Genomic DNA, 20842 nt, shown 5'->3' with positions numbered 1-20842 from the left:
GTCCGGCTCAGGGCGCCAGGCGGAATTCTCCGCTCTCCACCACGCCGATCACCTGGCGCAGCACGTCCTCGCGGCTCAGCCCCTCTACCGGAAGAACGTGCCGTTCCAGCTCCCCCAGCAAGGAGAGCTGCTGGTGCAGCTCTGCAATCGGCCCGGGATCGGCCAGCGTATCACCGCCGCGCGCCTTGCAGCGCCGGATCGCGTCGTCGAGCGCTGGACGCAGGACGACGTAGTGAAGCGGTACGGAAAGCGCCCTGAAGGGCGCCAGGAACCAGGGCCCGACGATGCCGTCGAGGATGACGTAATAGCCGCCTCTGGCATAGCCTTCGGCCGCCTTAGCAAGTACATCGATCACGATCCTGTTCTGCTCACGCGCTTCCGGCAGATAGGGCGCGATTACGCCGTTCTTGATGAAACACCAGAAATCGTCGGAGTGGAGATGCACCTTGGACGAGCCGGGCTGATTTGCGAGCGCCTGTGCCGTGGTGGTCTTTCCCGATCCGGGCGCACCGGTCAGGATCAGAACTTCGCCTGCGTGATCGATCATGCGCGCGGTGTAGCATGACGGGGTGATCATTCAAAGGCCGGCAAGCGGGTCGAGGCGTCACGCCTCGTAGCGATAAAGCGCCGCGCGGTTGAACGGGTCGATTTTCAAATCCGCGACAGCAAGCCGCGCCGAGCCCCGGTAATCGTTCGCGGCCTCGCAGGTGGCATTGACCAGCATCGTCGTACGCGTCTTGCTGTCGTAGGGACGCCATTCCGGCATCCGGGCGTTGTTGGGATTGCCGGAGCGGGCGAAACTGACGAAGGCCGCCATCATGTTGAGGGAGGTCTCAATCGGTGCGGCGCCCGGTCCGGCCATCGCGCCAGCCTTGTCGACGTTTCCGAATGCGAAGGGAATGTCGACCGCGTGTGGTGACCCGAGGACGCCGCCCTGGAACGGAATCGCCCAGTTGAAGCTGTACATGTAAACGGGGGACTGCCCCTCGACGCCCGACTTCGTCTCGGCTGCGGTCGTAAGCGGCAGTCGGAACTGCACGTCGGACGCGACCGCGACCAGGATGTCCGACGGCGTCATGTCCGGATCGGTCCTACGGTAGGCCGACATGATCGCGCCGATCTTCGCGTCATCGACATTGAAGACCTTGCGCATCCGCTCACGCATCTGCGATTCGGTCAGCTCGAAATTGCGCATGTCGCTCATGAAGAACAGGGTGGATTCGGTTTTGGTCGACCCCAGCAGCAGCGGCACCTTCGCATGCATCGCCAGGCCATCCGGGCTCATGGGCCGCGTAACGATGTGCCGGCCGTCGATCACGGGCCGCGCCCCTTCGAGGCCCGACTTGGACACGGCCCGGGTCCGTGCTTCGAGCAGGGTTCCGAACGGGACATCCTGGATGGCCGAAAGGTTGTCCCTGCCGAGACCGAGTTGCGAGACCAACGCGTTGACATAAGGCTCCATCATCGAAGCCTCGTCGACAATGAGGCCAGCCGCGCCGCTCATGCTGATCGCGCGGTGGAAGAGACCCCGGGCCTCCGGCATCGAGAGAAGGATCATGATTTTCGATCCGCCGCCTGACTGCCCGAAAACGGTCACGTTGCCGGGATCGCCTCCAAAGACGCTGATATTGTCCCGCACCCACTTCAAGGCCGCGACGATGTCGAGATGGCCGGCATTGGCCGCGTCCCCGAAGCTCTCGCCATCCAGGTGGGAGAGATTGGTGTAGCCGAAGACATTCAGCCGGTGGTTGATCGTCACGACGATGACATCCCCGAAATTGGCAAGGTTCGTGCCGTCAAGGCCTGCACCGCCACCGCCCCCGTTGATGTAGCCGCCACCGTGAATGTAGAACATCACCGGCCTGCGCGCGCCTGCGTCGAGGCCGGGCGTGAAGACATTCAAAACGCAGCAGTTCTCGCCGAGCGGCTCGTTCTGGTCATACCATTCGAACATCGGGCCCTCGCCCACAGTCGTTCGCACTTGCGGGCTGAGCGCGCCATAGCGTGTTGCATCAAATTCACCGCTCCAGTTCGGTACCGGCTGCGGGGCCTTGAACCGGTTGGCTCCGGACGTGTTGGCGGCGTATGAAACGCCTTTGAAACTGAAGACCCCGTTGTCATGCACACCGCGCAATATGCCATTCGCGATCCTTATAGCTGCCGGTTCGGCGGCTTTCGCGCGGCCCGCGGCAAACAGGGCCGGCGATCCAAGGGCCGCCGCCGCGGCGGAAAGGAACTGGCGTCTGCTCGGGTGAGGAAGGGAGTTCAAATTCATGGCGTCCTCCGTGACGAAGCTTTCTGCCCGAATGTCCGGACATGGATATTCCGCTTGTCCCGAAAGTAGAGCCTTCGATATACGTTGATTAGATCCTGCAATCGGCATGAACTTGTTAGGAATTCTAAACAATGGAAAACGGCGGTTATGACTCGCTAGCGGCCTTTGTGGCGGTCGCTCGGGAGCAAAGTTTCACGAGGGCAGCGATCAAGCTGGGTGTCTCGCCGTCCGCGCTCAGCCAGACGATCCGCAACCTTGAAGATCGGCTCGGCATGCGCTTGCTGGCGCGCACGACACGCAACGTTTCCCCGACGGAGATCGGAGAACGCCTTCTGCAGACACTCGCGCCGCGGTTTCAGGAAATCGAGGCGGAGCTGGCGCGCTTGCACGACTTGCGGGATAAGCCCGCCGGTACCATTCGGATCACAACGAATGAACACGCCGCGGAAACAATCGTCTGGCCTGCCTTGGAAGGCCTGTTGCAGGAATATCCCGATATACGGATCGAGATTACGTCCGATCCGTCGCTTGTCGACATTGTTGCAGACCGTTACGACGCGGGCATACGGCTCGGCGAGCAGGTGGCGAAGGACATGATCTCTGTGCCGATCGCGCCTGATATGCGCATGGCAGTGGTTGGTTCGCCGTCCTACTTCGCCCGGCGTCCGCCTCCAGCCACGCCGCAGGATCTCACGGCGCATGAATGCATAAACATCCGGCTGCCGACTTCGAAAGGCCTTTCCATCTGGGAATTCGAGAAGGACGGCCGCGAGCTGAACGTTCGCGTCGAAGGCCGTCTCGTCTTCAACAGCGGTCGGCTAAGGCTGCGGGCAGCAATGAACGGATTCGGCCTTGCCTACATGCTCGAAGACCATGCGCGAGACTATATCGCCGACGGCCGGCTCGTCCGCGTGCTGTCCGACTGGTGCCCACCCTTCCCGGGTTACCACCTCTATTATCCGAGCCGCCGCCAACACTCGCCGGCCTTCGCACTGGTAGTGGAGGCCCTGCGGTATCCGAAGTGATTTGGTCCGCGTCGGCGACGGATTGGCTAACGACTAAGGCCGCCCTTGGCGCCGAACCGCCCTCACCCAGCCTCAAATCGCCCCAATCTCCTTGAGCTTCTTCAGCACCGCCTCGTTGGGCTCGCCGGTTTCGGGCAGGTTATAGTGCTTCTGGAAGCGGCGGATGGCGGTGCGGGTTTGTTCGCCGGCCACGCCGTCGACGCCGACATTGGCGTAGGCCATGTTGGAGAGGCCCTTCTGGATCTTCAGCACCAGGTCGGCATTGGTGAGTTCGGGCGGCGGCACCTGCTTCGGGGCGGCCGGCGCGGTCTTGATCTGCTTTTCGGCACTGCGGATGGCGGCCGCGACCGGGTCTTCGGCCGAGGCTTTCGAGGTCACGTCCTCACGCGGCTTCTCGGCGGGAACGGTTAAGGGGCCGATGGAATCGGTCCTGAGGGCTGCAAGCACGTCGGGCGTCGCATTGCCGCTTTGCGGCATGCCGACGGTTTCCTCGAAGAACAAGATAGCGGCGGTGGTGCGCGGGCCGATGATGCCGTCGGCCGTGCCGTTGTAGAGGCCGCGGCGGATGAGCTCCTGCTGGATGTCCATGACGAGCTGACTTGGCTGTTCTCCGGTTGCGGCGGCCGGCGGCGTCGCATTGGTGGTCGCGGCAGCGCCCTCGTCGCCCGGACGCTCGATCTTGAAGGTCGTGACCTCGTTCGGGTGCGGTTCTTCGACGGTTGGACGGCCGATCGAGAACGGCGAGAGCACATCGCGGGTGCGGAAGAAGGGGTGCGGATGCGTGCCCGGCTGATACCAGAGCGCGTTGGCGGCGACGAAGCTGAAGATGACGATGAAGGCGGTGGTGCCGCCTGCCACCGACGGATTGCGCGCAATGACGCCGCCGAGCGCCGATGCACCCGTCATGCCCACGCCGCCTAAGGCGGCAGCCCCTGTCAGAAGCAGACCCGGCTGCTGCCGGCCTCTCCTTCCCTTAGGCGATTTTCGCTTGCGCGCGGCCATCGAAAAGCCCCTCTTCCAGTCCGGCAACATTGGTCGCCGCAGCCTTCAGGCGCGGCGGGAAATCGGTGGCGGCCCCGTCCTTTGCCGCATGTGCGGCATCGGCCCCGGAGCCATCCGCTGCGATCGAAATGGTGATGATCGTGCCTTCGCCGGGGACGCTGGCGATCGCGAAGTGGCCGCCATGTAGCGCCACGAGGCCCTTGACCAGCGACAGGCCGAGGCCCGTGCCTTCATAATGACGCGTATAATCGTTCTGCACCTGCATGAAGGGTTGGCCGAGCGTTGCGAGCCTGTCGGCGGGAATGCCGATGCCGGTGTCACTGACGCTGATCTGCAGAATGCCGTCCCGCACCGCCGCGTCGACGGTGACGGCGCCGCCCGCATCGGTGAACTTCACGGCATTGCCGACGAGATTGATGAGTATCTGCTGGACGGCGCGCTGGTCGGCAACGACCTCGTCCAGGCCGCGCTGGATGCGGCTCGTCAGCGTCACGCCCTTGCCCTTGGCCTGCAGCGAAAGCATCGCCTCGCAGGAGCGGATCGAGGCGCCGATATCGAAAGGTTCTAGCAGCAGTTCGTAGCGGCCGGCCTCGATCTTACTCATGTCGAGCATGGTGTTGACGACGGAGAGCAGGTGCGCCCCGGATTCGCGCACCAGGGTCACGTATTCGCGCTGCCGCTCATTGTCGAACTTGCCGAAATATTCGCCGAGCAGGATATCGGAGAAGCCGAGGATAGCGTTCAGCGGCGTGCGCAGCTCGTGGCTGACGGCGGCGAGGAAGCGCGACTTGGCGTCGTTGGCCGATTCGGCGTCGTCAGCCCGGCTCCGGGCTTCCATGCGCAGCTGCTGTTCGACCGAGACGTCGCGGAGCTGGGCGACGACGGCCAGGAGCTCGCCGTCCTGATCGCGCCGCGCCGTCATGTCCATTCTCAGATGCGCGAACTGGCGGAGATCGCGGAAGACGCAGGGACGGTCGAGGCGAAGGTCGACGCTGGCGCTCTCCTCGCCCTGGCGCAAGCCGTCGAGCGCCTGCAGGAAGAGGATACGGTCGGAGACATGCACCTGCTCGATGAAGCCCCTGCCCTTCGGATCGCGCATCCAGGCGAGGAATTCGCGGCAGTCGCGGCCGCCGGCGGTGGTGACGCTCCCCTGCGGATCGAGGAAGAGGACGAGACCGGCGCTGGTTTCCAGGAAGAAGTCTTCGGCGGGCGCTGCGACGACGGTTGCCGCGGCGGCGCCCTGACGCGCAAGCGCGATGCTGCCGACCGCGGAAAAAAGGAAGGCGGCGCAGACGGTCGCGACACCTGCGGGCAGAGCAACGGCCGGGCTGGTGACGAAGGAGAGGCCGGCCGGCGCGGCAACCAACGCTGCGGAGGAGAGGAAGACGAGTCGGCGCAGGATCGCAAGCTCTCGCTCGGCAACAGCTTCGCCGCTTCCCGTGCGGGAAAGCCAGCCTGCCGCTGCCCGGTCCACGAGGGCTGCCGCCCGTCCGCCAATGTCACTCAATACTTGCACGCAATACCCGCCGAAATGGCTCTTTAGACACCCGGACAATAGGCCTCGGCGGCTTAAAGAAAGGATAAGGCAACGCGGCTCTCCACAGCCGAAAAGCTGCAAAAATCCCATTTTGAGCCATCCGCAGAGCCCTTCGGGTTTTGTGGTTAATAGCGGGTAAGCGGCGGATTTCGCTTGCATTTCGGCTTTGTGTTAACCTTTGTGGCACACTGCCCTTAGGGAATCCCTGCAATTACAGCGAGCCGCCCCGGCCATGCTTAACGCCGATGGCTACAATTTGACTGAAATGCGGTCCGAATGCCTTTATTTAAAATTCGAATTAAATTTGCCGCAAATGCGATCGAGTTTTGAAAAGTGGCATTCGCATTTCCCCGCTAGGGTGAAAGCACACCGGAAAACCGGGCCTGATTCGGCAAGAAGACCGGACGGGAAACAGGATGGGCAACGACGATGTGGTTTCTGATCAAAGGATCGTTCTGGTTCGGCCTTGTGCTGGTAGCGCTGTCGCTCTTCAGCTCGGAGAGCTCGACACGGCTTGCCAGCGACCCGCAAATCCAATTCTCCGACGCCTTCACCGCCGCAAGCGGCGCCTATGACTATCTCACCGGCATGTGCAGCGAGAAGCCGGAGGTCTGCGCCAAGGGCGCGGAAACGCTCACCGCCCTCGGCTACCGGGCCCGCGAAGGCGCCCGCGTCGCCTACGAGCTGCTGGACAGCCAGTTCGCCGACGACAACGCGGCCGCGCCGAAACTTGCAGAGGCGACACCGGCCGCACCGCTTGCCCCGGCTGCCGCTGCTCCTTCCATAAAGGAAGAAAAGGCTGCCGCGCTGAACCAGCCGATGCCCTACCGCCCGCCGGTCGATGACGAATCGGCTTCCGACCAGGTCGTGACTGGCGCCATTCCGCTGCCGACGCCGAAGCCGGTCCTTTAAGAATTCCGCGGAGGTTTTCCGCCCCGAGCTTGCACCGGCGGTCCGCATGAGGCGGAGAGCCCCGTGCCTGACGTGCCTGCCCTGTTTGATTTCAGCATTTTGCTGCGCCGCAAGGATGCTCATCCTTCGCGGCGTTTTTTCTATGCGGCCATTCGCCGGCAAGTGAGATTTGGCGCCGAGGTAGGCCGGCGGTGGAATTCTGCGAAAAATCGACTCTGCGGTTGGAGCTTCAAAAGATCGATTCGGAGGAATCATGGGCAACGAGCAGGCGGCGCTAGCCACGTGCAGTTACGCCATTCCAGAAGCACAATGGGCCGAGCTATCTGCGGAAAGCCTTGGCTGGTCGCCAGGGCGTGTCTCTCTCTCTCTCTCTCTCTCTCTCTCTCTCTGGATTTAGGACATGGAGATCGTCATCGTCCACAGATCGGCCCCCCTTGAGGAGTGGCAATGGCGTAAGCCATGCTCGAATGGGGGAAATCTGACGCTTTGCGCTTTCCGCAATGCCCGGTCGTCAATGACTGTCGACCGCGCAGTAGCGCGACCTAAGTCCTGCCCAGCGGTGTTTTTCTTTTTAATGGTTCAAAAGCGGCGTCGGTTCACCTATATCACTCACAATAGTGAAAGGCCCGCTTATGGCAGCTCTTGACGAGATCATCGACGATTTCTCTTTCCTCGACGACTGGGAAGACCGCTACCGCTATGTCATCGAACTCGGCAAGGCGCTGCCGGACCTGCCGGACGAGAAGAAAACGTCCGCGAACAAGGTGATGGGCTGCGCCAGCCAGGTCTGGCTGGTGACGCATCCCGAAGGGGATCCGGAAAATCCGGTGCTGATCTTCGAGGGCGATTCCGACGCGCATATCGTGCGCGGCCTCGTTGCTATCGTGCTCGCCACCTATTCCGGCAAGAAAGCTTCGGAGATCGCCGGCCTCGATGCCTTCGATATCTTCTCCAAGATCGGCCTGGTCGAGAACCTCTCGTCGCAGCGCTCCAACGGGCTGCGGTCCATGGTGAACCGGATCCGCGAAGAAGCGCGGGTAAGAGTGGCGGCTTAAGCGCGCCGTCATTCGTTCGGCAATGCGCTGGTCTCGCGCGGAAACAGCCTGATCAAATGCGTCCGCTCCATCTGCAGCCGTGAAGGACCGGACATGATATTCTCTTCGAGGCATAGCGTAATGTCGCTTGCCAGAGCCTCGGGAACCTCGATGCCACCGGCCTTGAGCACTCGATGCTCCATCGCCGCAAGCGAGGCAACGGCACCATTGCAGCCGTCTGCGGAGAGTTCCGCCATACGGGTTCTGCGCTCGGCGGCATTGGCGGTCTGAATGCGCTCCCGCTCCCGATAGGCGGCGATCTGCCCCCATGCCAGATAAAGGGTCGCGGAGATGCAAAGGAACGCGACGAGAGGGCCGGTCCTCATGCTTCGCCCGCCCGAGCGGTATTGCAGTTGGCCGCAACCGGCACCGCATGGGTGCCGGCCGCGATATGCATGACGTAGCGCTCGGCGGCGTCAGCGAGGGCCAATGCAACCTCGCCCTCCAGCCACCCCGCGTTTACCGCTTCAATCGCGACCTGCTTTGTCAGATGGTCGAAGGCGCAAGCACATTCATTCGCGCGCCGGACATCGTCGATGTCGAAGGTGGGTGGCCCTATGTTCATGTGCGCCTCTGACGTCGCTTCAGTGAACGATCCCGGAAAGGGAGGACGGAAGGCCCTGAATGGCAAAACGGTGAAATGGTGAAACGGCCGGAGGCATGGCGGCGACACGCTTTGCCTTGCCGAAGTGACGGTCGAGTTCGCCTGCAAGCTTGGCGGGCGAGGTCGTGCCGTCCTGGAACAGCCGGACGAGCAGCAGTGCCGCAGTATTAAAAGTCCGAGGCTGCTCGAAAAGCATATCGCCGGTATAGCCAGCATCGCTCAGCACCTGCTGCAGCATGCCAAGGTCGTCGTTTGTCAGATATTTCATGGTGACTTCGGAAGACATGCAGTCCTCCTTTCGGTCGGGGCTAGGGCACGACAGGCCCTTAAACAGCAGCGCCCGGGAAAATGGCTGCTGGAGGCGGGACAGTGCGCTCTCAGGAAAAACAAAGCAAATGATATCTTTCGCATTCTCTTATATATAGCCGGGCAGTTCGCGGCAGTGGAGCGGGACGCTGCGTCAGACTTGTTTTGAACACAATGGCCGCCTATATGAACCCGCGTCGGCATGGCTGATTGAGCGCTTGAACGAATTCGAAGCGCTCGCGATGCTGGCAGTCGCTTCAGACTTTTGACCACGGATGTACTGGCACTGGTGTGAGAAGCGATGATGAGGAAGGTCGGTGCGATTTCGCCCCGGCCTTTTTTATTGCCTCACTCTCCGGGCGCGAGAGCCTGCCGCCGCCGAGTGCCACGGGGGAGCAGCCGCATTGTCAATGCGGTAAAAGCCACATGCTCGAACTTGACGAGGCGCCCGCTGCCCGCCGCACTGGTGCTGGATCCGATGAACGCCCGCGTGGAGATGTAGCTGATTGTGCCTGGAACGCCTGAGGGAGGCCATCGCGACAAGGCCCCGGCGCGCCAAAAAAATCGAAGTCGGGTGGCGGACCTGGTTCGAGGAAACCTTCAGCGGGCCTGGAGGCGGAAATGCGTCCGGTCCGGACAATAGCCTCGAAGGGCAACTCTAGGACTGCTCCATTGCTAGAGAGCAGTTCGTCGTATCCGCCCATCGCTTGGAGGATTCCTCGGCGAGCGCACCCAATGTGACCTCGCCAAATTTCGCCAGCAGAATGGCTTCCGCCTCATGCATCGCCCCGGCAAGCGACGCGTTGACGGCCTGCTCGATGACGCAGTTCGGATTATCGCCCGCCAGGCCGATCGAGAAGAGTTGCGGCGCACCGAGGGCATTGTGGATGTCGAGCAGGGTGATCTCCCGCAAAGGGCGCGCAAGCACCCAACCGCCGCCGTGCCCCTTCTCGGAGCGGACATAGCCCTGATCCCGCAGACCGGCCATCGTCCGGCGCACCACAACCGCATTGGTGCCCAGCATCGCTGCAATGGTTTCGGATGTCGCCGCACGTTCGTGGCGATCCATGTGAACAAGCACATGCAGCATGCGGGATAAGCGGGTGTCGTGTCTCATGGCTGATTTATCTCGTTTGCGGATCACAGATGTAACAGAGACATGATCATGTAACAATATTAGTTGCATGATCATTGACAAGCTATTTCACGTAACTTAAAAAGTTTCATGATAACGTCCGGCTGTCGCGCCGGGCGATGAAACGGAACGAGTGTGAAAGGATTGTTTATGCAGTTCGACGTCATCATCATCGGCGGCAGCTTTGCAGGCATTTCAGCCGCCCTGCCGCTCGCCCGTGCCAGACGGAAGATCCTGGTGATCGATGCCGGCGAGCGCCGCAACCGCTTTGCCGCTGCCTCGTACAATTTTCTAGCGCAGGACGGCCGTGAACCCGGCCTGATCGTATCCGAGGCGCGCGAACAGCTCGAACGCTATCCGACTGTCCACTGGCTGAGTGCCAAGGCTCAAGCTGCAAGGAGGACCAGCAATGGATTTGCCATCGAAATCGATGGCGAGCCTATGAAGGAAGGAAAGCGTCTGATCCTGGCAGCAGGGGTTGCAGATCGGCTGCCCGCCATTCCGGGCCTGCAGGAGCGCTGGGGAAAATCCGTCTTCCATTGCCCCTATTGCCATGGTTACGAACTGAATCAGGGGCGGATCGGCGTCATCGCATCCGGGGAGCATTCCATGCATCATGCCCTGATGCTCCCCGACTGGGGCGAGACGACTTTTTTCACCAACAGTGTCTTTGTCCCGAATGCCGATCAGTCGGCGCAATTGCGCGGGCGCGGGGTCACGGTCGAGACGACACCAGTGCGCGAGATCGCAGGGGATCGTGCGGATGTTTGTCTGGAGGACGGCAGGATCGCCGCAATGGACGGTCTGTTCGCCCTGACGCAGACTTCGGTGCAAATTCCATGGGCTGAGCAACTGGGCTGCGCGCTCGAACAGGGGCCGCTCGGCCAGTTCATCACGACGGATGCCGCAAAGCAGACAACCGCGAAGGGCATCTTCGCCTGCGGCGATGTCGCAAGAGCCGCAGGCTCCGTGGCTCTCGCCGTCGGTGATGGGGCGCTCGCGGGAACGGCAGCGCACCAATCGCTGATGTTCGGGAGCGATTGACGCTTTTTACTGTCCGCGCCTAGTCGGCTCAGGCGATATACCGCGAGACAAGCAGCCGCCTTCGCGCCGGCAGGTGGCTACTGCCACGCGTCCTTCATGTCCGGATCGTTTCTTCTCTTTTGCCTGAGTGCAGGCGTTGCTCACGTCTTCACCTATGGCACTGAGTTCACCTAGCACTTCATCGGCTTCTGGCGACCATGGCGAGGATGATTTCGAAGAGTTCGTCCTGCGCCTGCTTGGCCGTGATCTCGCCGGCTGCGGCGGCATAGGACAGGGCCTCGGCGGCACCGAGCATCGCGCGAAGGCCGGCTGGAGCTATAGTGCCGGCGGCGGCGAAGGGAGCAAGGACGATGCGGCATTGCTCCATGAAAACCGCTTCGCATTCGCGCTTGACCTTTTCGAGCTCCGGGGAACTGGCCAGGGCAGCGATCACGCCGGGTATCTCGCGGCCTTGGGCAAGCACGCAATCGACATAAGAAGAGGCAATCACCGCCGCCCTGTCCGTCAAAGTCGGTTCACTCGCCCGAAGTGCTGTTTCCATGAGCGCCGTCTGGCGCGCGTCGAATTCCCGGTAGAGCGCTGCAAACAGTCCTGGCCGCGTGCCGAAATGGTCGTAGACGACGGGTTTTGCAACGCCGGCCTGCTCGGCGAGCCGTCCGAGCGTGAGTGCTTCCGTTCCCTCCTCCCGAACCACCGCCCACGCGACATCCAGAAGCTGGCGATGCCGCCTGTCCCTCGTCAGGCGGCGGCGCAGCCTTGGAGCGGCCGTCTGTTTTCTTGTCTCGGTGCTTGACACATTAACCTACCAAACGTAACTACTAAACGTAGCTTACTAAAAGTATATAAGTTCTGACCTGCGTCCGCAATCAGCCTGGGAGCCTTCGACATGCACGCGCTCATCATTCTTGCGCATCCCGATCCCAAGTCACTCAGCCACAGCGTTGCCGCACATGTTGCCGAAGGTGTGGCACTCTCCGGTCCGGATAATAGCTGCGGGTTTCACAAAGTTCGGGACAAGGATTTCAGTAAGTCGCGGACACGCATTTCAGTAAGTCCGGGACAGCGATTTCACTAAGTCGCGGACAAAATTGTTGGCGGATTTAGATCGATTTTCGTGAGCGCCGATCTGGCATTTTGCCCTCGTGTATTGAGCGAGGACCCGATGCCCAGACGGAAGCAAGCGAGACATACTGACGTGAAGGACATCCGGTCGATATTGCGGCTGACGTTTGAGCAAGAACTGCCGATACGGGCAGTCGCGGAACGTCTGAAGATAAGCAAGACGTCGGTCTCGACGTACTTGCTGCGGGCTCGAGAAGCAGGACTTGCAGTGTGGCCGCTGCCACCTGGCCTGAACGAAGACGACGTTCTCGAGCAGCGGCTGTTCCGCCGGATGGGACGACCTCCGCGCGACACCGATGAGCCGAATTGGCCGAAGATCGCCAGCGAACTGAAGCGCAAAGGCGTAACGCTCAATTTGCTATGGCAGGAATATCGTGAGACCCATCCAGACGGATACGGCTACACGTGGTTCTGCTGCCGCTTTGCCGAATATGAAAGCCGCGTCAAACCCACTTATCGCAGCCGGCACGTGGCTGGTGTTGCGATGGAATGCGATTATGCCGGCCATACGGTTCCGTTGATTGATCCGCTGACCGGCGAGATCCGCGCGGCCCAGATCTTCGTCGCGGTGTTGAGCGCGTCGCAATTGACCTTTTCCTATGCGAGCCTCAGTCAGAAGCTGCCGGATTGGATCGAGGCGAACCAACGGGCCTTCAGCTACTTCGGCGGCGTGACGAAGACAACGATCTGCGACAATCTCAAATCTGCCGTAGCAAAAGCTCTCTGGTTCGAGCCGACATTGAATGCGACGTTTGCCGCCTTCGCCGAGCATTACGACACAACCGTCGTTCCAGCCCGGCCCAAACGTCCTCGGGACAAAGCATCGGCCGAAGGGACGGTGTTGATCGTCGAGAGATGGGTTCTGGCCAGGCTTCGAAACGACCGCTTCTTCAGCCTTGCCGATCTCAATACTCGGATCACCTCTTTGATCGAGGATCTCAATAACCGCACCATGCGCCGCTACGGCAAATCCCGGCGTGCTTTGTTCGACGAGGTTGAACGCAACCAACTCAAACCGCTGCCCGCCACACCATTCGAGTATGCGGAGTGGAAGGTCGCCAAGGTCCATCCCGATTACCACGTCGAAGTCGACAAGACCTTCTATTCCGTTCCGCACGGTCTCATCGGCCGGCGGGTCGATGTTAGGCTGTCGTATCGGGCCGTCGAGATCTTCGTTGATCACAAGCGGGTTGCCAGCCATATCCGCAGCTCTCAGCGCTCCGGCCATGTTACCGTCAATGAGCATATGCCGAAGTCGCACCAGCGCTATGCAAACACGACACCCCACACATTGCGCAAGGAAGCGGCAAAAGTCGGGAGCAATACGGCGATCTTTATCGAGCGTTTGCTGAGCGACCGGCCGCATCCCGAGCAAGGCTACCGATCTGCGCAAGGGGTTCTTTCCCTTGCGCGGCGCTACAAATCCGAGCGCCTGGAAATGGCCTGCGAGCGTGCGCTGATCATCAACGCCCTGAGCTACTCGTCCGTCGCCAACATTCTCAAATCCGGTCTCGACCAAGCCCCGGCGATGAGTGAGGCCGTCAAGCCGGCGCCGGCGCACGGCAATATCCGCGGCAAAACCTACTACCAATGAGAAAGGAAACCAGATGCTGACACACCCAACCCTCGACCAGATGAATGCCCTTGGCCTTGCCGGAATGGCGACTGCCTATCGCGAGCTGAGCGAACAGGTTCATGGAAATGATCTTAGCTTCGACGAACGGCTTGGCCTGATGCTCGATCGTGAGATTGCCATGAGAACGGACAAGCGGCTGACCAATCGATTGGCAGCGGCAAAGCTTCGTTTTGCCAATGCCTCAATCGAAGACATCGATTTTAGCGCCCATCGTGGCCTCGATCGCCGCAACGTTCTCGCCTTGGCGCAAGGAGCATGGTTGAAGGCAAATGAGAATCTGATCCTGACAGGGCAAACGGGCACCGGAAAGACCTGGATCGCCTGCGCCTTCGCGCGACAGGCAGCCCGCCTCGATTATTCCGTGCTTTACGTTCGCATGCCACGGTTGTTCGAAGATCTTGCACTTGCACGGCTCGATGGCCGCTTTCCGCGCCTCATCGACAAATTGGCACGTGTTCAGTTGCTGGTGCTGGACGACTGGGGAACCCATACCTTGAACGACAGGCAGCGCCTCGATCTCCTGGAGATCTTCGAGGAGCGGTATCGGCGCAGATCGACACTGATCACGGCTCAACTCCCCGTCGCCGCCTGGCACGAAATGATCGGAGAAGCCACCTTAGCCGATGCCATACTCGACCGTATCGTTCACAACGCACACCGCATAACGCTCGAAGGCGACAGCATGCGAAAGCGAAAAACACCGACGCTCTTGACCGGCGGCGAAATAACCGAAATCAATCACTCCTAACAGAAACATGGCAACCGGAACTCGATCGCATCCGTTGTCCGCGACTTAGCGAAACGCTTGTCCGCGACTTTCTGAAACCGATGTCCTTATTTAGCGAAATCCGCAATAATAGCTTCGAAGTCGCAGACCTTGCGGCGGAGGCCTTCGATCCCAGGTTCACCGCGGCCGATATCGCCGTCCATCGCAGGGAGGCGATGCCGCCCGCCGATGTCATAGCCGAGCAGGCGAGGATCGATCGCGCCGATGCGCTTGTGCTGGTCTATCCCGTTTACTGGTGGTCCATGCCGGGACTTCTCAAGGGATGGATCGACCGCGTGTTCGCCAACGGCTGGGCTTACGACGAAGGCCAAGATACCAAGCTGGTGAAGAAACTCCGCCACCTCCGCATTCATCTCGTCGGCATCGGCGGCGCCGACGCCGGGACCTATGCGCGGCATGGCTATCTCAGCGCCATGAAGACGCAGATCGACCATGGCATCTTCGATTATTGCGGCGCATGCGTCGTGACGTCCGAGCTGCTGCTCGCATCCGATGGACGGTGTCCTAAGGTCCATTTGGACACTGCACGCACGATCGGCCGCAATATCTTCAGCGCGGCCAAGCAATGCGAGGCGGCAGACGCGGCGTGAATAAGAAACGTTCCAAACCGGCATGCCGCCCGGCGTCACACCACTGCAACTGTTGTGACGTCTAATCGCATAATGACCAAACGCGCCCTTGTTATCATCGACCTTATCAATGACTACCTCGACCATTGGAGCGCTGACAAAGCAGCCCGGCTGATCAGCGAAACCAACACGTTGGCTGTGGCCTTTAGAGAAGCCGGGTTACCCGTCATATGGGTGCGGCAGGAATTCCGGCCCGATCTCAGCGACGCCTTTCTCGAGATGCGGGACAAGAACCTAAAGATCGCGATTGAGGGAACTTCAGGCGCCCAGCTTCATGCCGGCCTCGATTGGGGGCCAGGCGATACGATCATCGTAAAGAAACGCTACAGTGCGTTCTTCCGGACCGACCTTGAAGATATTCTGTCGGCGATGGGAGTTGGCGAGCTGGTATTGTGCGGCATCAACACGCACGCTTGTATCCGCATGGCCGCTATCGACGCCTACCAGCGCGACCTTCGCGTGGTCCTGGCGGAGGAATGCATCGACTCCTATGATGCCGAGCATGGACGGGTCTCGGTTGATTACATGAATGGTAAGATTGCCAAGGTGGCTACTGTTCCCGAGATAATCCAGGCTCTCCGCCCGCTTCAGGCCACGAAAGTCGTGCCATGATCGCCGGAGCTTCTCAGCCCCTTTTTGCAGAAGATTCAGTACACCATCCCTTCGTGCCAAATACCTGTCGCATCTACGCCCGCACCCTCCGGGTGATATCGGGCTTCGGGTCCTGTGGCCACTCGCCCGGATGCGGACGCCTCATATGCGCTTCCTGTTCGTCAGGCCGGCACTTTGCCTCCAGCTTCCTTCAGACCCTACCTCGCGATAACGCCCTTGCTGTTCGGCTAACGGTTCCCATCACCGGGGCCTGTAGAGGACTTGCACGTCCAAGTCATCGACCGGATACCATCCCGGTCAAACAGTGCTTACGCACAACGCGCCATGCCTGGCGCACCACAAAAAAAGCCGGGCCTTGCGGTCCGGCTCTTGCGCTTCGTAGCGTGTCGGGTTTAGCCGCGGCCGCGTTTGCGGCGCTGGCCGAGGCCCATTTCCTTGGCGAGGCGCGAGCGCGCCTCGGCATAGGCGGGAGCGACCATCGGATAATCGGCGGGAAGATCCCATTTCTCGCGGTATTCTTCCGGCGAGAGACTGTGATGGGTCATCAGATGGCGCTTGAGAGACTTGAAGTTGCCGCCGCATTCCAGGCAGGTGATCTGATCGTCCTGTACTGACTTGCGTACCGAAACGGCGGGCTTCTGCTTTTCAATGGTGGCTGCGGCGGGTTGCGGTGCAGACGTGCTGCTCAGTGCGGTATGCACGTCGGAAATCAAATTGGCCAGGTCACTGACCGGGACCACATGATTGCTGACATAAGCCGCTACGATATCGGCCGTCAGTTCTACCAGCAATTCCGGCCCGTTGCCGGTCGCGGTATCCGTCATATTCTGTTTCTCCTGTTCGCATGCGTGGATGACCCTCTTTCGGAGGATCGCCTTCGTAGAGGCAAACAGTAAAAGGCCCAGACAGCGGCATCATGTCCTAAAACGCGAATCCACCCCTAGATTCTTGAGACCGAAACCTGCTCTAATACTGCCTGAATACGAATCACAATCGCCGCATTCTTCGACCACAGCCTTCATTAGACATTCGAAATCAAAGCTAGAGATGGAATAGGCGAAACGATTCTAATTCGAAATCAGAACTCTACTTACACTTCAATTATCACTGTTTTACCGAAAGTCCAATTCTTATTTGTAGTTTTTCTACTTAAAAAACCCAAATCCCCAAGATTTCGCAAGCAAGGGCAAGACTTTAGTTGAGCGCCGCATACGTAACTTGCGTAAAGCGGATCAAATCGCTGAAATTTATACTCTCACCCGCCATCCATATCGTCGCGAACCGAGAATTCCCACAACCTATGCGCGGTATCATGCGCAGCCTTGGCCAGCAGGTGCGCGGCGACCGGGGCGGTCAGCAGCAGAAAGACGACGCCTGCAGCGGTGCGTGCAAAGATAGCAAGTTCGCCGGAATAAAGGCCCGCGGAGAGAAGCAGCAGACCGGAGCCCACGGGACCCGCCTTGGAGGCTGCATGCATGCGCGAGTAAAGGTCCGGCAGGCGGACGACGCCGATCGCCGCCGCGAGCGCGAAGAAGGCGCCGGCAAGCATCGTGAGGGAGGTTGCGATGGCGAGCGCGTATTCCATCATCTTGGCTTTCTTGTTGTTTTGCCGGGCGTCTGCGCCACTGCTTGTTCTTCCCCGGCCGGCGGCGGACCGGTTCTCAGCGCGCCGCGAGACAGGACGAAGCGGGCGAAGGCAACCGTGGCGAGGAAGCCCACCAGCCCCAGCGCGATCGCGATATCGACGTAAAGCGCGAAGCCCGTCTTGACGGCAATCACCGCGATGAAGCCGATGGCGATGCCCGTCAGCGTGTCGAGGCCAAGGATGCGGTCCGGCAGCGTCGGTCCGGTGATCACGCGATAGGCGGTGAGCACGAAGGCAATCCCGAGGACAGCCAGCGTGACTGCAGCGGCAGCCGAGACGATAGCAAGCGGCGCGATCACCGGAAGGCCTCCATGATCTTGCGTTCGAAGCCACTCGCAATGGCGCGCTTCGTCGCCTCGGGGTCGGAGCAGTCGAGCGCGTGCACGTAAAGCGTCCTACGGTCCTCCGAGACATCGACGGAAAGCGTGCCCGGCGTCAGCGTGATGAGATTGGCGAGCAGCGTGATTTCGAGATCGCGTTCGACCGTCAGGGGGAAGGCGAAGATGCCTGGACGGATCTCCATCTTCGGCCGCAACACCGTCCTGGCGACGGTCCAGGCCGAGAGCGCCAGTTCCTTCAGGAAAAGCAGCGCGAGCGACAGGACGCGGCGCGCGCGGCGAAGATAGCCCTTGCTCCCGAAAGGCTCGCGCACGATCGCCAAAGCGATTGCCCCGAGGACGAAGCCGAGGACGAGATTGTGCAGCGAGGCGCTGCCGGAAACAGCGACCCAGGCAATGGCGAGCAGCAGATTGAAGAGGAAGGCGATCAAGGTGCTGCTCCTTCCGGGAAGACAGAATGAATGTAGGCCCCCGGATCGGCAAGGCTCCCGGCGGCTGCCTGCGCCAGCGACAGCAGCTGCTCCGGCAGGATGCCGAAACCGGTGACGAGTGCAGTCAGTGTCAGCAAGGGCAGCGCCGATTGCCAGCCGATCGCGACGGTCTCCGCCGGCGCCGGCGCCGGGCGCCAATAGGCGAGCAGGAAGACGCGGCCGAAGCAGATAGTTGTGAGAAACCCGCCGGTCAAAAGGGCGGCGGCAAGCCACCACGCGCCGATATCGAGAGAGGCCTTGACGAGGATGACCTTCGGCCAGAAGCCGGAAAACGGTGGCAGGCCGCAGGCGGCGAGGAAGAGGATCAGCGAGACGGCGGCAAACCAGCCGCGTTCGCGATAGAGCCCGCCGAGTGCGGTGAGCTGGAAGCTGCCGCCGAGGCGCGCCGCCTGCCCCACCAAGAGATAGAGCGCCATCATCAGCACGACGGAATGCAGCGCGTAGAAGACCGCGCCGCTGACGCCGCCCGGTGTACCGATCGCGATGCCGGCGAGCATGCTGCCTATGCCGGAGATGACGACATAGCCGAGCAAGCGGCGGATATCGGTCTGCGCCAGCGCGCCGAGCGCGCCCAGGATGACGGTTGCGGCGCCGGCGAGCGCGATCATCAGGCTCAGCGCCTCGCGCTCGACCGGCAGCAGCATCACCATCACCCGGATCAGCGCATAGATGCCGACCTTGGTGAGCAGGCCGGCAAAGAGCGCGGAGACGACGATGCGCGGCGTATGATAGGAGGCCGGCAGCCAGAAGTTCACGGGGAAGGCAGCGGCCTTCATGGCGAAGGCGAGCAGGAAGAGGGCCGCCAGCGTCATCAGCGGCGCCGTATCGCGCAGGCCGGCGGCCTTCAGGGCGATATCAGCCATATTGAGCGTGCCGAAGATCGCGTAGAGATAGCCGACGGCGATCAGGAAGAGCGTCGTGCCGATCAGGTTCAGCACCGCATATTTCATCGCGCCGTCGATCTGCTCGCGCTCGGAGCCGAGGATCAGCAGGCCGAAGGACGAGATCAGCAGCACCTCGAACCAGACATAAAGGTTGAAGATGTCGCCGGTGAGAAATGCGCCAGTGACGCCTGCCATAAGGAGCATCAGGAAGGGGAAAAAGCCAAAGCGCCGCCCGCCCGGATCGATGTCGGAGAGCGCATAAAGGCTGCCCGCAAGAGCCGCAATCGCCGCTGCAAGCGCCATCAGCGCGCCGAAGAGATCGACGGTAAAGGCAATGCCGAAGGGCGGCAGCCAGCGCCCCATCACCATCGTGACCGGGCCGCCGTCGATCACCCGTTTGAGGAGCAACGCGTCGATGAGCACCAGGACCGCAAGGCCGAGAACGGCGATCAGCGCATGCACGCGGACATGGGCGCGCAGCATCAGCATCAGCGCGCCAAGCACGATGCAATGCGCAACCGGCAGGATCACAAGCCAGTTGCCCGGGGGGACGGGTGCGGTGAGGAGCGCGGCGGAAAGGTCGGTGGTGATGGGGGCGGCCATTTTAGGGCGCCCCGACTTTTGAACGGAAAACAGCGGCCGCTGTGTGCGCAAAGCCGCCCTCTTCCCTGCCGGGCACCTCCCCCACAGGTGGGGAGATGACAAGCGGCGCGCTCCCCATTCCAATGATCGAACTGGCGTTTGCCACCAGCCGATCTCTCCCCTTGTGGGAGAGATGCCCGGCAGGGCAGAGGGGGCGTATCATCATCCGCATCATTGTCTTCATTCGCGCCATTGTCATCCTCAATATCCCAGCGGCGGAAGCGGCGGATCGTCGGGTTCGGCGATGCGCATCTCGTCGGTATTGTCGGTGCCGATGTCCTGATAGGCGCGGTAGGTCAGCACCAATAGGAAGGCAAGGAAAGAGAAGGAAATGACGATCGCCGTCAGGATGAGGGCCTGCGGCAGCGGGTTGGCGGCATCGGCGGGCAGCGTGTCGAAACCGGCCGGAATGATTGGCGGCACTTCGCGCGTCACGCGGCCGGCGGTGAAGAGCAAGAGGTTCACGCCGTTTCCGAGGATCGCGATGCCGAGCATGATGCGGATAGAGAATTTCGACAGCATCAGGTAGACGGCGGCGGAAAAGAACAGGCCGACGAGGATCGCAAAAAGCGGCTCCATCACTCCACCTCCCTTTCCTCGAGGGCCAGAGCAATGGCGGTGATCGCGCCGACGACGACGAAATAGACGCCGATATCGAAAAGCATGACGGTCGAAAGCGGCACCTCGACGCCGAAGATTGAGGGATAGACCCACAGGCCGGTCATGAAGGGTACGGCAGCGGCAATCGAGATCAGACCGGCGGCGGTCGACATCATCAGTCCGGCACCGGCGATCGACAGCGGATGAAAGAGGATCGCCCGCCGCACGGCCGGCACGCCGCCCGCGATGCCCAAGATCGCCAGCGCCGAGGCCGCAATCAGCCCGCCAATGAAGCCGCCGCCCGGCTCGTTGTGGCCGCGTAGCAGGATGAAGACCGAAAAGAGCAGCATCAGCGCGACGAGGAAGGGGGCGATGGTGCGGAAGACGAGGGTGTTCATCGGGTGGGCACTCCGCTTGGCGGCGACTGGCGGGCTGGGTTACCTTCTTCCCTCATCAAGTCAATTGATGGGGGACGCAAGGAAAACCGCACCTCATCACCAGCCCTCGTCCTTCGAGGCTGCG

At 61.2% G+C, this 20842-nt stretch carries 24 protein-coding genes; 8 read left to right on the top strand and 16 right to left on the bottom strand.

Annotation, left to right across the window (positions count from 1 at the left end; genetic code table 11):
• Positions 1-7 precede the first annotated feature (7 nt).
• Positions 8-577, bottom strand: coding sequence for an AAA family ATPase (locus N2599_RS03670; protein ID WP_425327145.1), 570 nt, complete (start codon positions 575-577; stop codon positions 8-10).
• Positions 578-604: 27 nt separating this feature from the next.
• Positions 605-2275 carry a carboxylesterase/lipase family protein gene (locus N2599_RS03665; protein WP_084606362.1) on the bottom strand — a complete coding sequence of 557 codons (1671 nt, stop codon included), beginning with the start codon at positions 2273-2275 and terminating at the stop codon, positions 605-607.
• 131 nt (positions 2276-2406) lie between these two features.
• Here N2599_RS03665 and N2599_RS03660 point away from each other — a divergent pair, with 131 nt between their 5' ends.
• Positions 2407-3300 carry a LysR family transcriptional regulator gene (locus N2599_RS03660; protein WP_027507533.1) on the top strand — a complete coding sequence of 298 codons (894 nt, stop codon included), beginning with the start codon at positions 2407-2409 and terminating at the stop codon, positions 3298-3300.
• A gap of 72 nt (positions 3301-3372) precedes the next feature.
• On the opposite strand, the gene N2599_RS03655 is transcribed toward N2599_RS03660, so the two are convergent.
• Together N2599_RS03655 and N2599_RS03650 are read right to left on the bottom strand one after the other, a co-directional pair.
• The gene (locus N2599_RS03655; RefSeq protein ID WP_027507534.1) at positions 3373-4302 is read right to left on the bottom strand and encodes a peptidoglycan-binding protein; all 930 of its coding nucleotides are present in this window, start codon (positions 4300-4302) and stop codon (positions 3373-3375) included.
• Positions 4274-5818 (bottom strand): sensor histidine kinase, encoded by a 1545-nt coding sequence (locus N2599_RS03650; protein WP_037140607.1) that lies wholly within the window; start codon positions 5816-5818, stop codon positions 4274-4276. Before N2599_RS03650 ends, N2599_RS03655 begins: the two co-directional genes overlap by 29 nt.
• Positions 5819-6268: 450 nt before the next feature.
• On the opposite strand from N2599_RS03650, the gene N2599_RS03645 reads away from it, so the two are divergent.
• Both N2599_RS03645 and N2599_RS03640 read left to right on the top strand, forming a co-directional pair.
• Complete coding sequence (locus N2599_RS03645; RefSeq protein ID WP_027507536.1) at positions 6269-6751, top strand: DUF5330 domain-containing protein; 483 nt, start codon at positions 6269-6271, stop codon at positions 6749-6751.
• Between the two features lie 632 nt (positions 6752-7383).
• A complete protein-coding gene (locus tag N2599_RS03640; RefSeq protein WP_027507537.1) occupies positions 7384-7806 on the top strand; it encodes a SufE family protein in 423 nt (140 codons plus the stop codon).
• Between the two features lie 8 nt (positions 7807-7814).
• Here the strand turns inward: N2599_RS03640 and N2599_RS03635 are convergent, their stop codons facing one another.
• From N2599_RS03635 to N2599_RS03620, 4 genes are all read right to left on the bottom strand, one after another.
• Positions 7815-8171, bottom strand: a complete 357-nt coding sequence (locus N2599_RS03635) for a hypothetical protein (RefSeq protein ID WP_027507538.1) — start codon at positions 8169-8171, stop codon at positions 7815-7817.
• Positions 8168-8410: a hypothetical protein gene (locus N2599_RS03630; RefSeq protein WP_051336417.1), complete on the bottom strand. Its 243-nt coding sequence runs from the start codon at positions 8408-8410 to the stop codon at positions 8168-8170. The genes N2599_RS03635 and N2599_RS03630 overlap by 4 nt, the downstream gene beginning before the upstream one ends.
• 19 nt (positions 8411-8429) lie before the next feature.
• On the bottom strand, positions 8430-8735 hold the full coding sequence (locus N2599_RS03625) for a hypothetical protein (protein WP_051336418.1): 306 nt from the start codon (positions 8733-8735) through the stop codon (positions 8430-8432).
• 678 nt (positions 8736-9413) lie between these two features.
• A complete protein-coding gene (locus N2599_RS03620) occupies positions 9414-9872 on the bottom strand; it encodes an Rrf2 family transcriptional regulator (protein ID WP_027507540.1) in 459 nt (152 codons plus the stop codon).
• Between the two features lie 168 nt (positions 9873-10040).
• Between N2599_RS03620 and N2599_RS03615 the strand changes: the two genes are divergently transcribed.
• Positions 10041-10934 (top strand): NAD(P)/FAD-dependent oxidoreductase, encoded by an 894-nt coding sequence (locus tag N2599_RS03615; protein WP_027507541.1) that lies wholly within the window; start codon positions 10041-10043, stop codon positions 10932-10934.
• A gap of 178 nt (positions 10935-11112) precedes the next feature.
• On the opposite strand, the gene N2599_RS03610 is transcribed toward N2599_RS03615, so the two are convergent.
• Entirely contained in the window at positions 11113-11730 is a 618-nt protein-coding gene (locus N2599_RS03610; RefSeq protein ID WP_027507542.1) for a TetR/AcrR family transcriptional regulator, read from the bottom strand.
• 366 nt (positions 11731-12096) lie between these two features.
• Here N2599_RS03610 and istA point away from each other — a divergent pair, with 366 nt between their 5' ends.
• The 4 genes from istA (at position 12097) to N2599_RS03585 (ending at position 15720) form a co-directional block, all read left to right on the top strand.
• A complete protein-coding gene (gene istA / locus N2599_RS03600; RefSeq protein WP_027507543.1) occupies positions 12097-13650 on the top strand; it encodes an IS21 family transposase in 1554 nt (517 codons plus the stop codon).
• Positions 13651-13663: 13 nt separating this feature from the next.
• A complete protein-coding gene (gene istB, locus N2599_RS03595) occupies positions 13664-14440 on the top strand; it encodes an IS21-like element helper ATPase IstB (RefSeq protein ID WP_027507544.1) in 777 nt (258 codons plus the stop codon).
• Positions 14441-14520: 80 nt separating this feature from the next.
• Entirely contained in the window at positions 14521-15069 is a 549-nt protein-coding gene (locus tag N2599_RS03590) for an NAD(P)H-dependent oxidoreductase (protein WP_084606363.1), read from the top strand.
• A 72-nt stretch (positions 15070-15141) separates the two neighbouring features.
• Entirely contained in the window at positions 15142-15720 is a 579-nt protein-coding gene (locus tag N2599_RS03585) for a cysteine hydrolase family protein (RefSeq protein ID WP_027507546.1), read from the top strand.
• A gap of 392 nt (positions 15721-16112) precedes the next feature.
• Here the strand turns inward: N2599_RS03585 and N2599_RS03580 are convergent, their stop codons facing one another.
• The 7 genes from N2599_RS03580 to N2599_RS03550 form a co-directional block, all read right to left on the bottom strand.
• On the bottom strand, positions 16113-16544 hold the full coding sequence (locus N2599_RS03580; RefSeq protein ID WP_027507547.1) for a Ros/MucR family transcriptional regulator: 432 nt from the start codon (positions 16542-16544) through the stop codon (positions 16113-16115).
• A gap of 431 nt (positions 16545-16975) precedes the next feature.
• Entirely contained in the window at positions 16976-17308 is a 333-nt protein-coding gene (mnhG, locus tag N2599_RS03575; RefSeq protein WP_027507548.1) for a monovalent cation/H(+) antiporter subunit G, read from the bottom strand.
• Positions 17305-17664, bottom strand: a complete 360-nt coding sequence (locus tag N2599_RS03570; RefSeq protein WP_027507549.1) for a cation:proton antiporter — start codon at positions 17662-17664, stop codon at positions 17305-17307. Before N2599_RS03570 ends, mnhG begins: the two co-directional genes overlap by 4 nt.
• The gene (locus tag N2599_RS03565) at positions 17661-18134 is read right to left on the bottom strand and encodes a Na+/H+ antiporter subunit E (RefSeq protein ID WP_027507550.1); all 474 of its coding nucleotides are present in this window, start codon (positions 18132-18134) and stop codon (positions 17661-17663) included. Before N2599_RS03565 ends, N2599_RS03570 begins: the two co-directional genes overlap by 4 nt.
• Positions 18131-19681, bottom strand: coding sequence for a Na+/H+ antiporter subunit D (locus N2599_RS03560; RefSeq protein ID WP_027507551.1), 1551 nt, complete (start codon positions 19679-19681; stop codon positions 18131-18133). The genes N2599_RS03565 and N2599_RS03560 overlap by 4 nt, the downstream gene beginning before the upstream one ends.
• A gap of 240 nt (positions 19682-19921) precedes the next feature.
• Positions 19922-20299 (bottom strand): Na+/H+ antiporter subunit C, encoded by a 378-nt coding sequence (locus N2599_RS03555; RefSeq protein WP_027507552.1) that lies wholly within the window; start codon positions 20297-20299, stop codon positions 19922-19924.
• On the bottom strand, positions 20299-20718 hold the full coding sequence (locus N2599_RS03550; RefSeq protein WP_027507553.1) for a Na(+)/H(+) antiporter subunit B: 420 nt from the start codon (positions 20716-20718) through the stop codon (positions 20299-20301). Before N2599_RS03550 ends, N2599_RS03555 begins: the two co-directional genes overlap by 1 nt.
• Positions 20719-20842: the final 124 nt, after the last annotated feature.

It is taken from the genome of Rhizobium sullae (genome assembly GCF_025200715.1).
GTDB lineage: Bacteria > Pseudomonadota > Alphaproteobacteria > Rhizobiales > Rhizobiaceae > Rhizobium > Rhizobium sullae.
The sequence above is the reverse complement of the archived record's forward strand: the minus strand, read 5'-3'. Positions and strand labels throughout refer to the sequence as shown.

Excerpts from the sequence above, each read along its gene's own strand:
- N2599_RS03645 (WP_027507536.1), top strand. The coding sequence starts at position 6,269 with ATGTGGTTTCTGATCAAAGGATCGTTCTGGTTCGGCCTTGTGCTGGTA.
- N2599_RS03585 (WP_027507546.1), top strand. The coding sequence starts at position 15,142 with ATGACCAAACGCGCCCTTGTTATCATCGACCTTATCAATGACTACCTC.
- mnhG (WP_027507548.1), bottom strand. The coding sequence starts at position 17,308 with ATGATGGAATACGCGCTCGCCATCGCAACCTCCCTCACGATGCTTGCC.
- N2599_RS03625 (WP_051336418.1), bottom strand. The coding sequence starts at position 8,735 with ATGTCTTCCGAAGTCACCATGAAATATCTGACAAACGACGACCTTGGC.
- N2599_RS03560 (WP_027507551.1), bottom strand. The coding sequence starts at position 19,681 with ATGGCCGCCCCCATCACCACCGACCTTTCCGCCGCGCTCCTCACCGCA.
- N2599_RS03630 (WP_051336417.1), bottom strand. The coding sequence starts at position 8,410 with ATGAACATAGGGCCACCCACCTTCGACATCGACGATGTCCGGCGCGCG.
- N2599_RS03550 (WP_027507553.1), bottom strand. The coding sequence starts at position 20,718 with ATGAACACCCTCGTCTTCCGCACCATCGCCCCCTTCCTCGTCGCGCTG.
- N2599_RS03655 (WP_027507534.1), bottom strand. The coding sequence starts at position 4,302 with ATGGCCGCGCGCAAGCGAAAATCGCCTAAGGGAAGGAGAGGCCGGCAG.
- N2599_RS03580 (WP_027507547.1), bottom strand. The coding sequence starts at position 16,544 with ATGACGGATACCGCGACCGGCAACGGGCCGGAATTGCTGGTAGAACTG.
- N2599_RS03640 (WP_027507537.1), top strand. The coding sequence starts at position 7,384 with ATGGCAGCTCTTGACGAGATCATCGACGATTTCTCTTTCCTCGACGAC.
- N2599_RS03620 (WP_027507540.1), bottom strand. The coding sequence starts at position 9,872 with ATGAGACACGACACCCGCTTATCCCGCATGCTGCATGTGCTTGTTCAC.
- N2599_RS03665 (WP_084606362.1), bottom strand. The coding sequence starts at position 2,275 with ATGAATTTGAACTCCCTTCCTCACCCGAGCAGACGCCAGTTCCTTTCC.
- N2599_RS03670 (WP_425327145.1), bottom strand. The coding sequence starts at position 577 with ATGATCACCCCGTCATGCTACACCGCGCGCATGATCGATCACGCAGGC.
- N2599_RS03555 (WP_027507552.1), bottom strand. The coding sequence starts at position 20,299 with ATGGAGCCGCTTTTTGCGATCCTCGTCGGCCTGTTCTTTTCCGCCGCC.
- N2599_RS03635 (WP_027507538.1), bottom strand. The coding sequence starts at position 8,171 with ATGAGGACCGGCCCTCTCGTCGCGTTCCTTTGCATCTCCGCGACCCTT.
- istA (WP_027507543.1), top strand. The coding sequence starts at position 12,097 with ATGCCCAGACGGAAGCAAGCGAGACATACTGACGTGAAGGACATCCGG.
- N2599_RS03590 (WP_084606363.1), top strand. The coding sequence starts at position 14,521 with ATGTCCTTATTTAGCGAAATCCGCAATAATAGCTTCGAAGTCGCAGAC.
- N2599_RS03660 (WP_027507533.1), top strand. The coding sequence starts at position 2,407 with ATGGAAAACGGCGGTTATGACTCGCTAGCGGCCTTTGTGGCGGTCGCT.
- istB (WP_027507544.1), top strand. The coding sequence starts at position 13,664 with ATGCTGACACACCCAACCCTCGACCAGATGAATGCCCTTGGCCTTGCC.
- N2599_RS03615 (WP_027507541.1), top strand. The coding sequence starts at position 10,041 with ATGCAGTTCGACGTCATCATCATCGGCGGCAGCTTTGCAGGCATTTCA.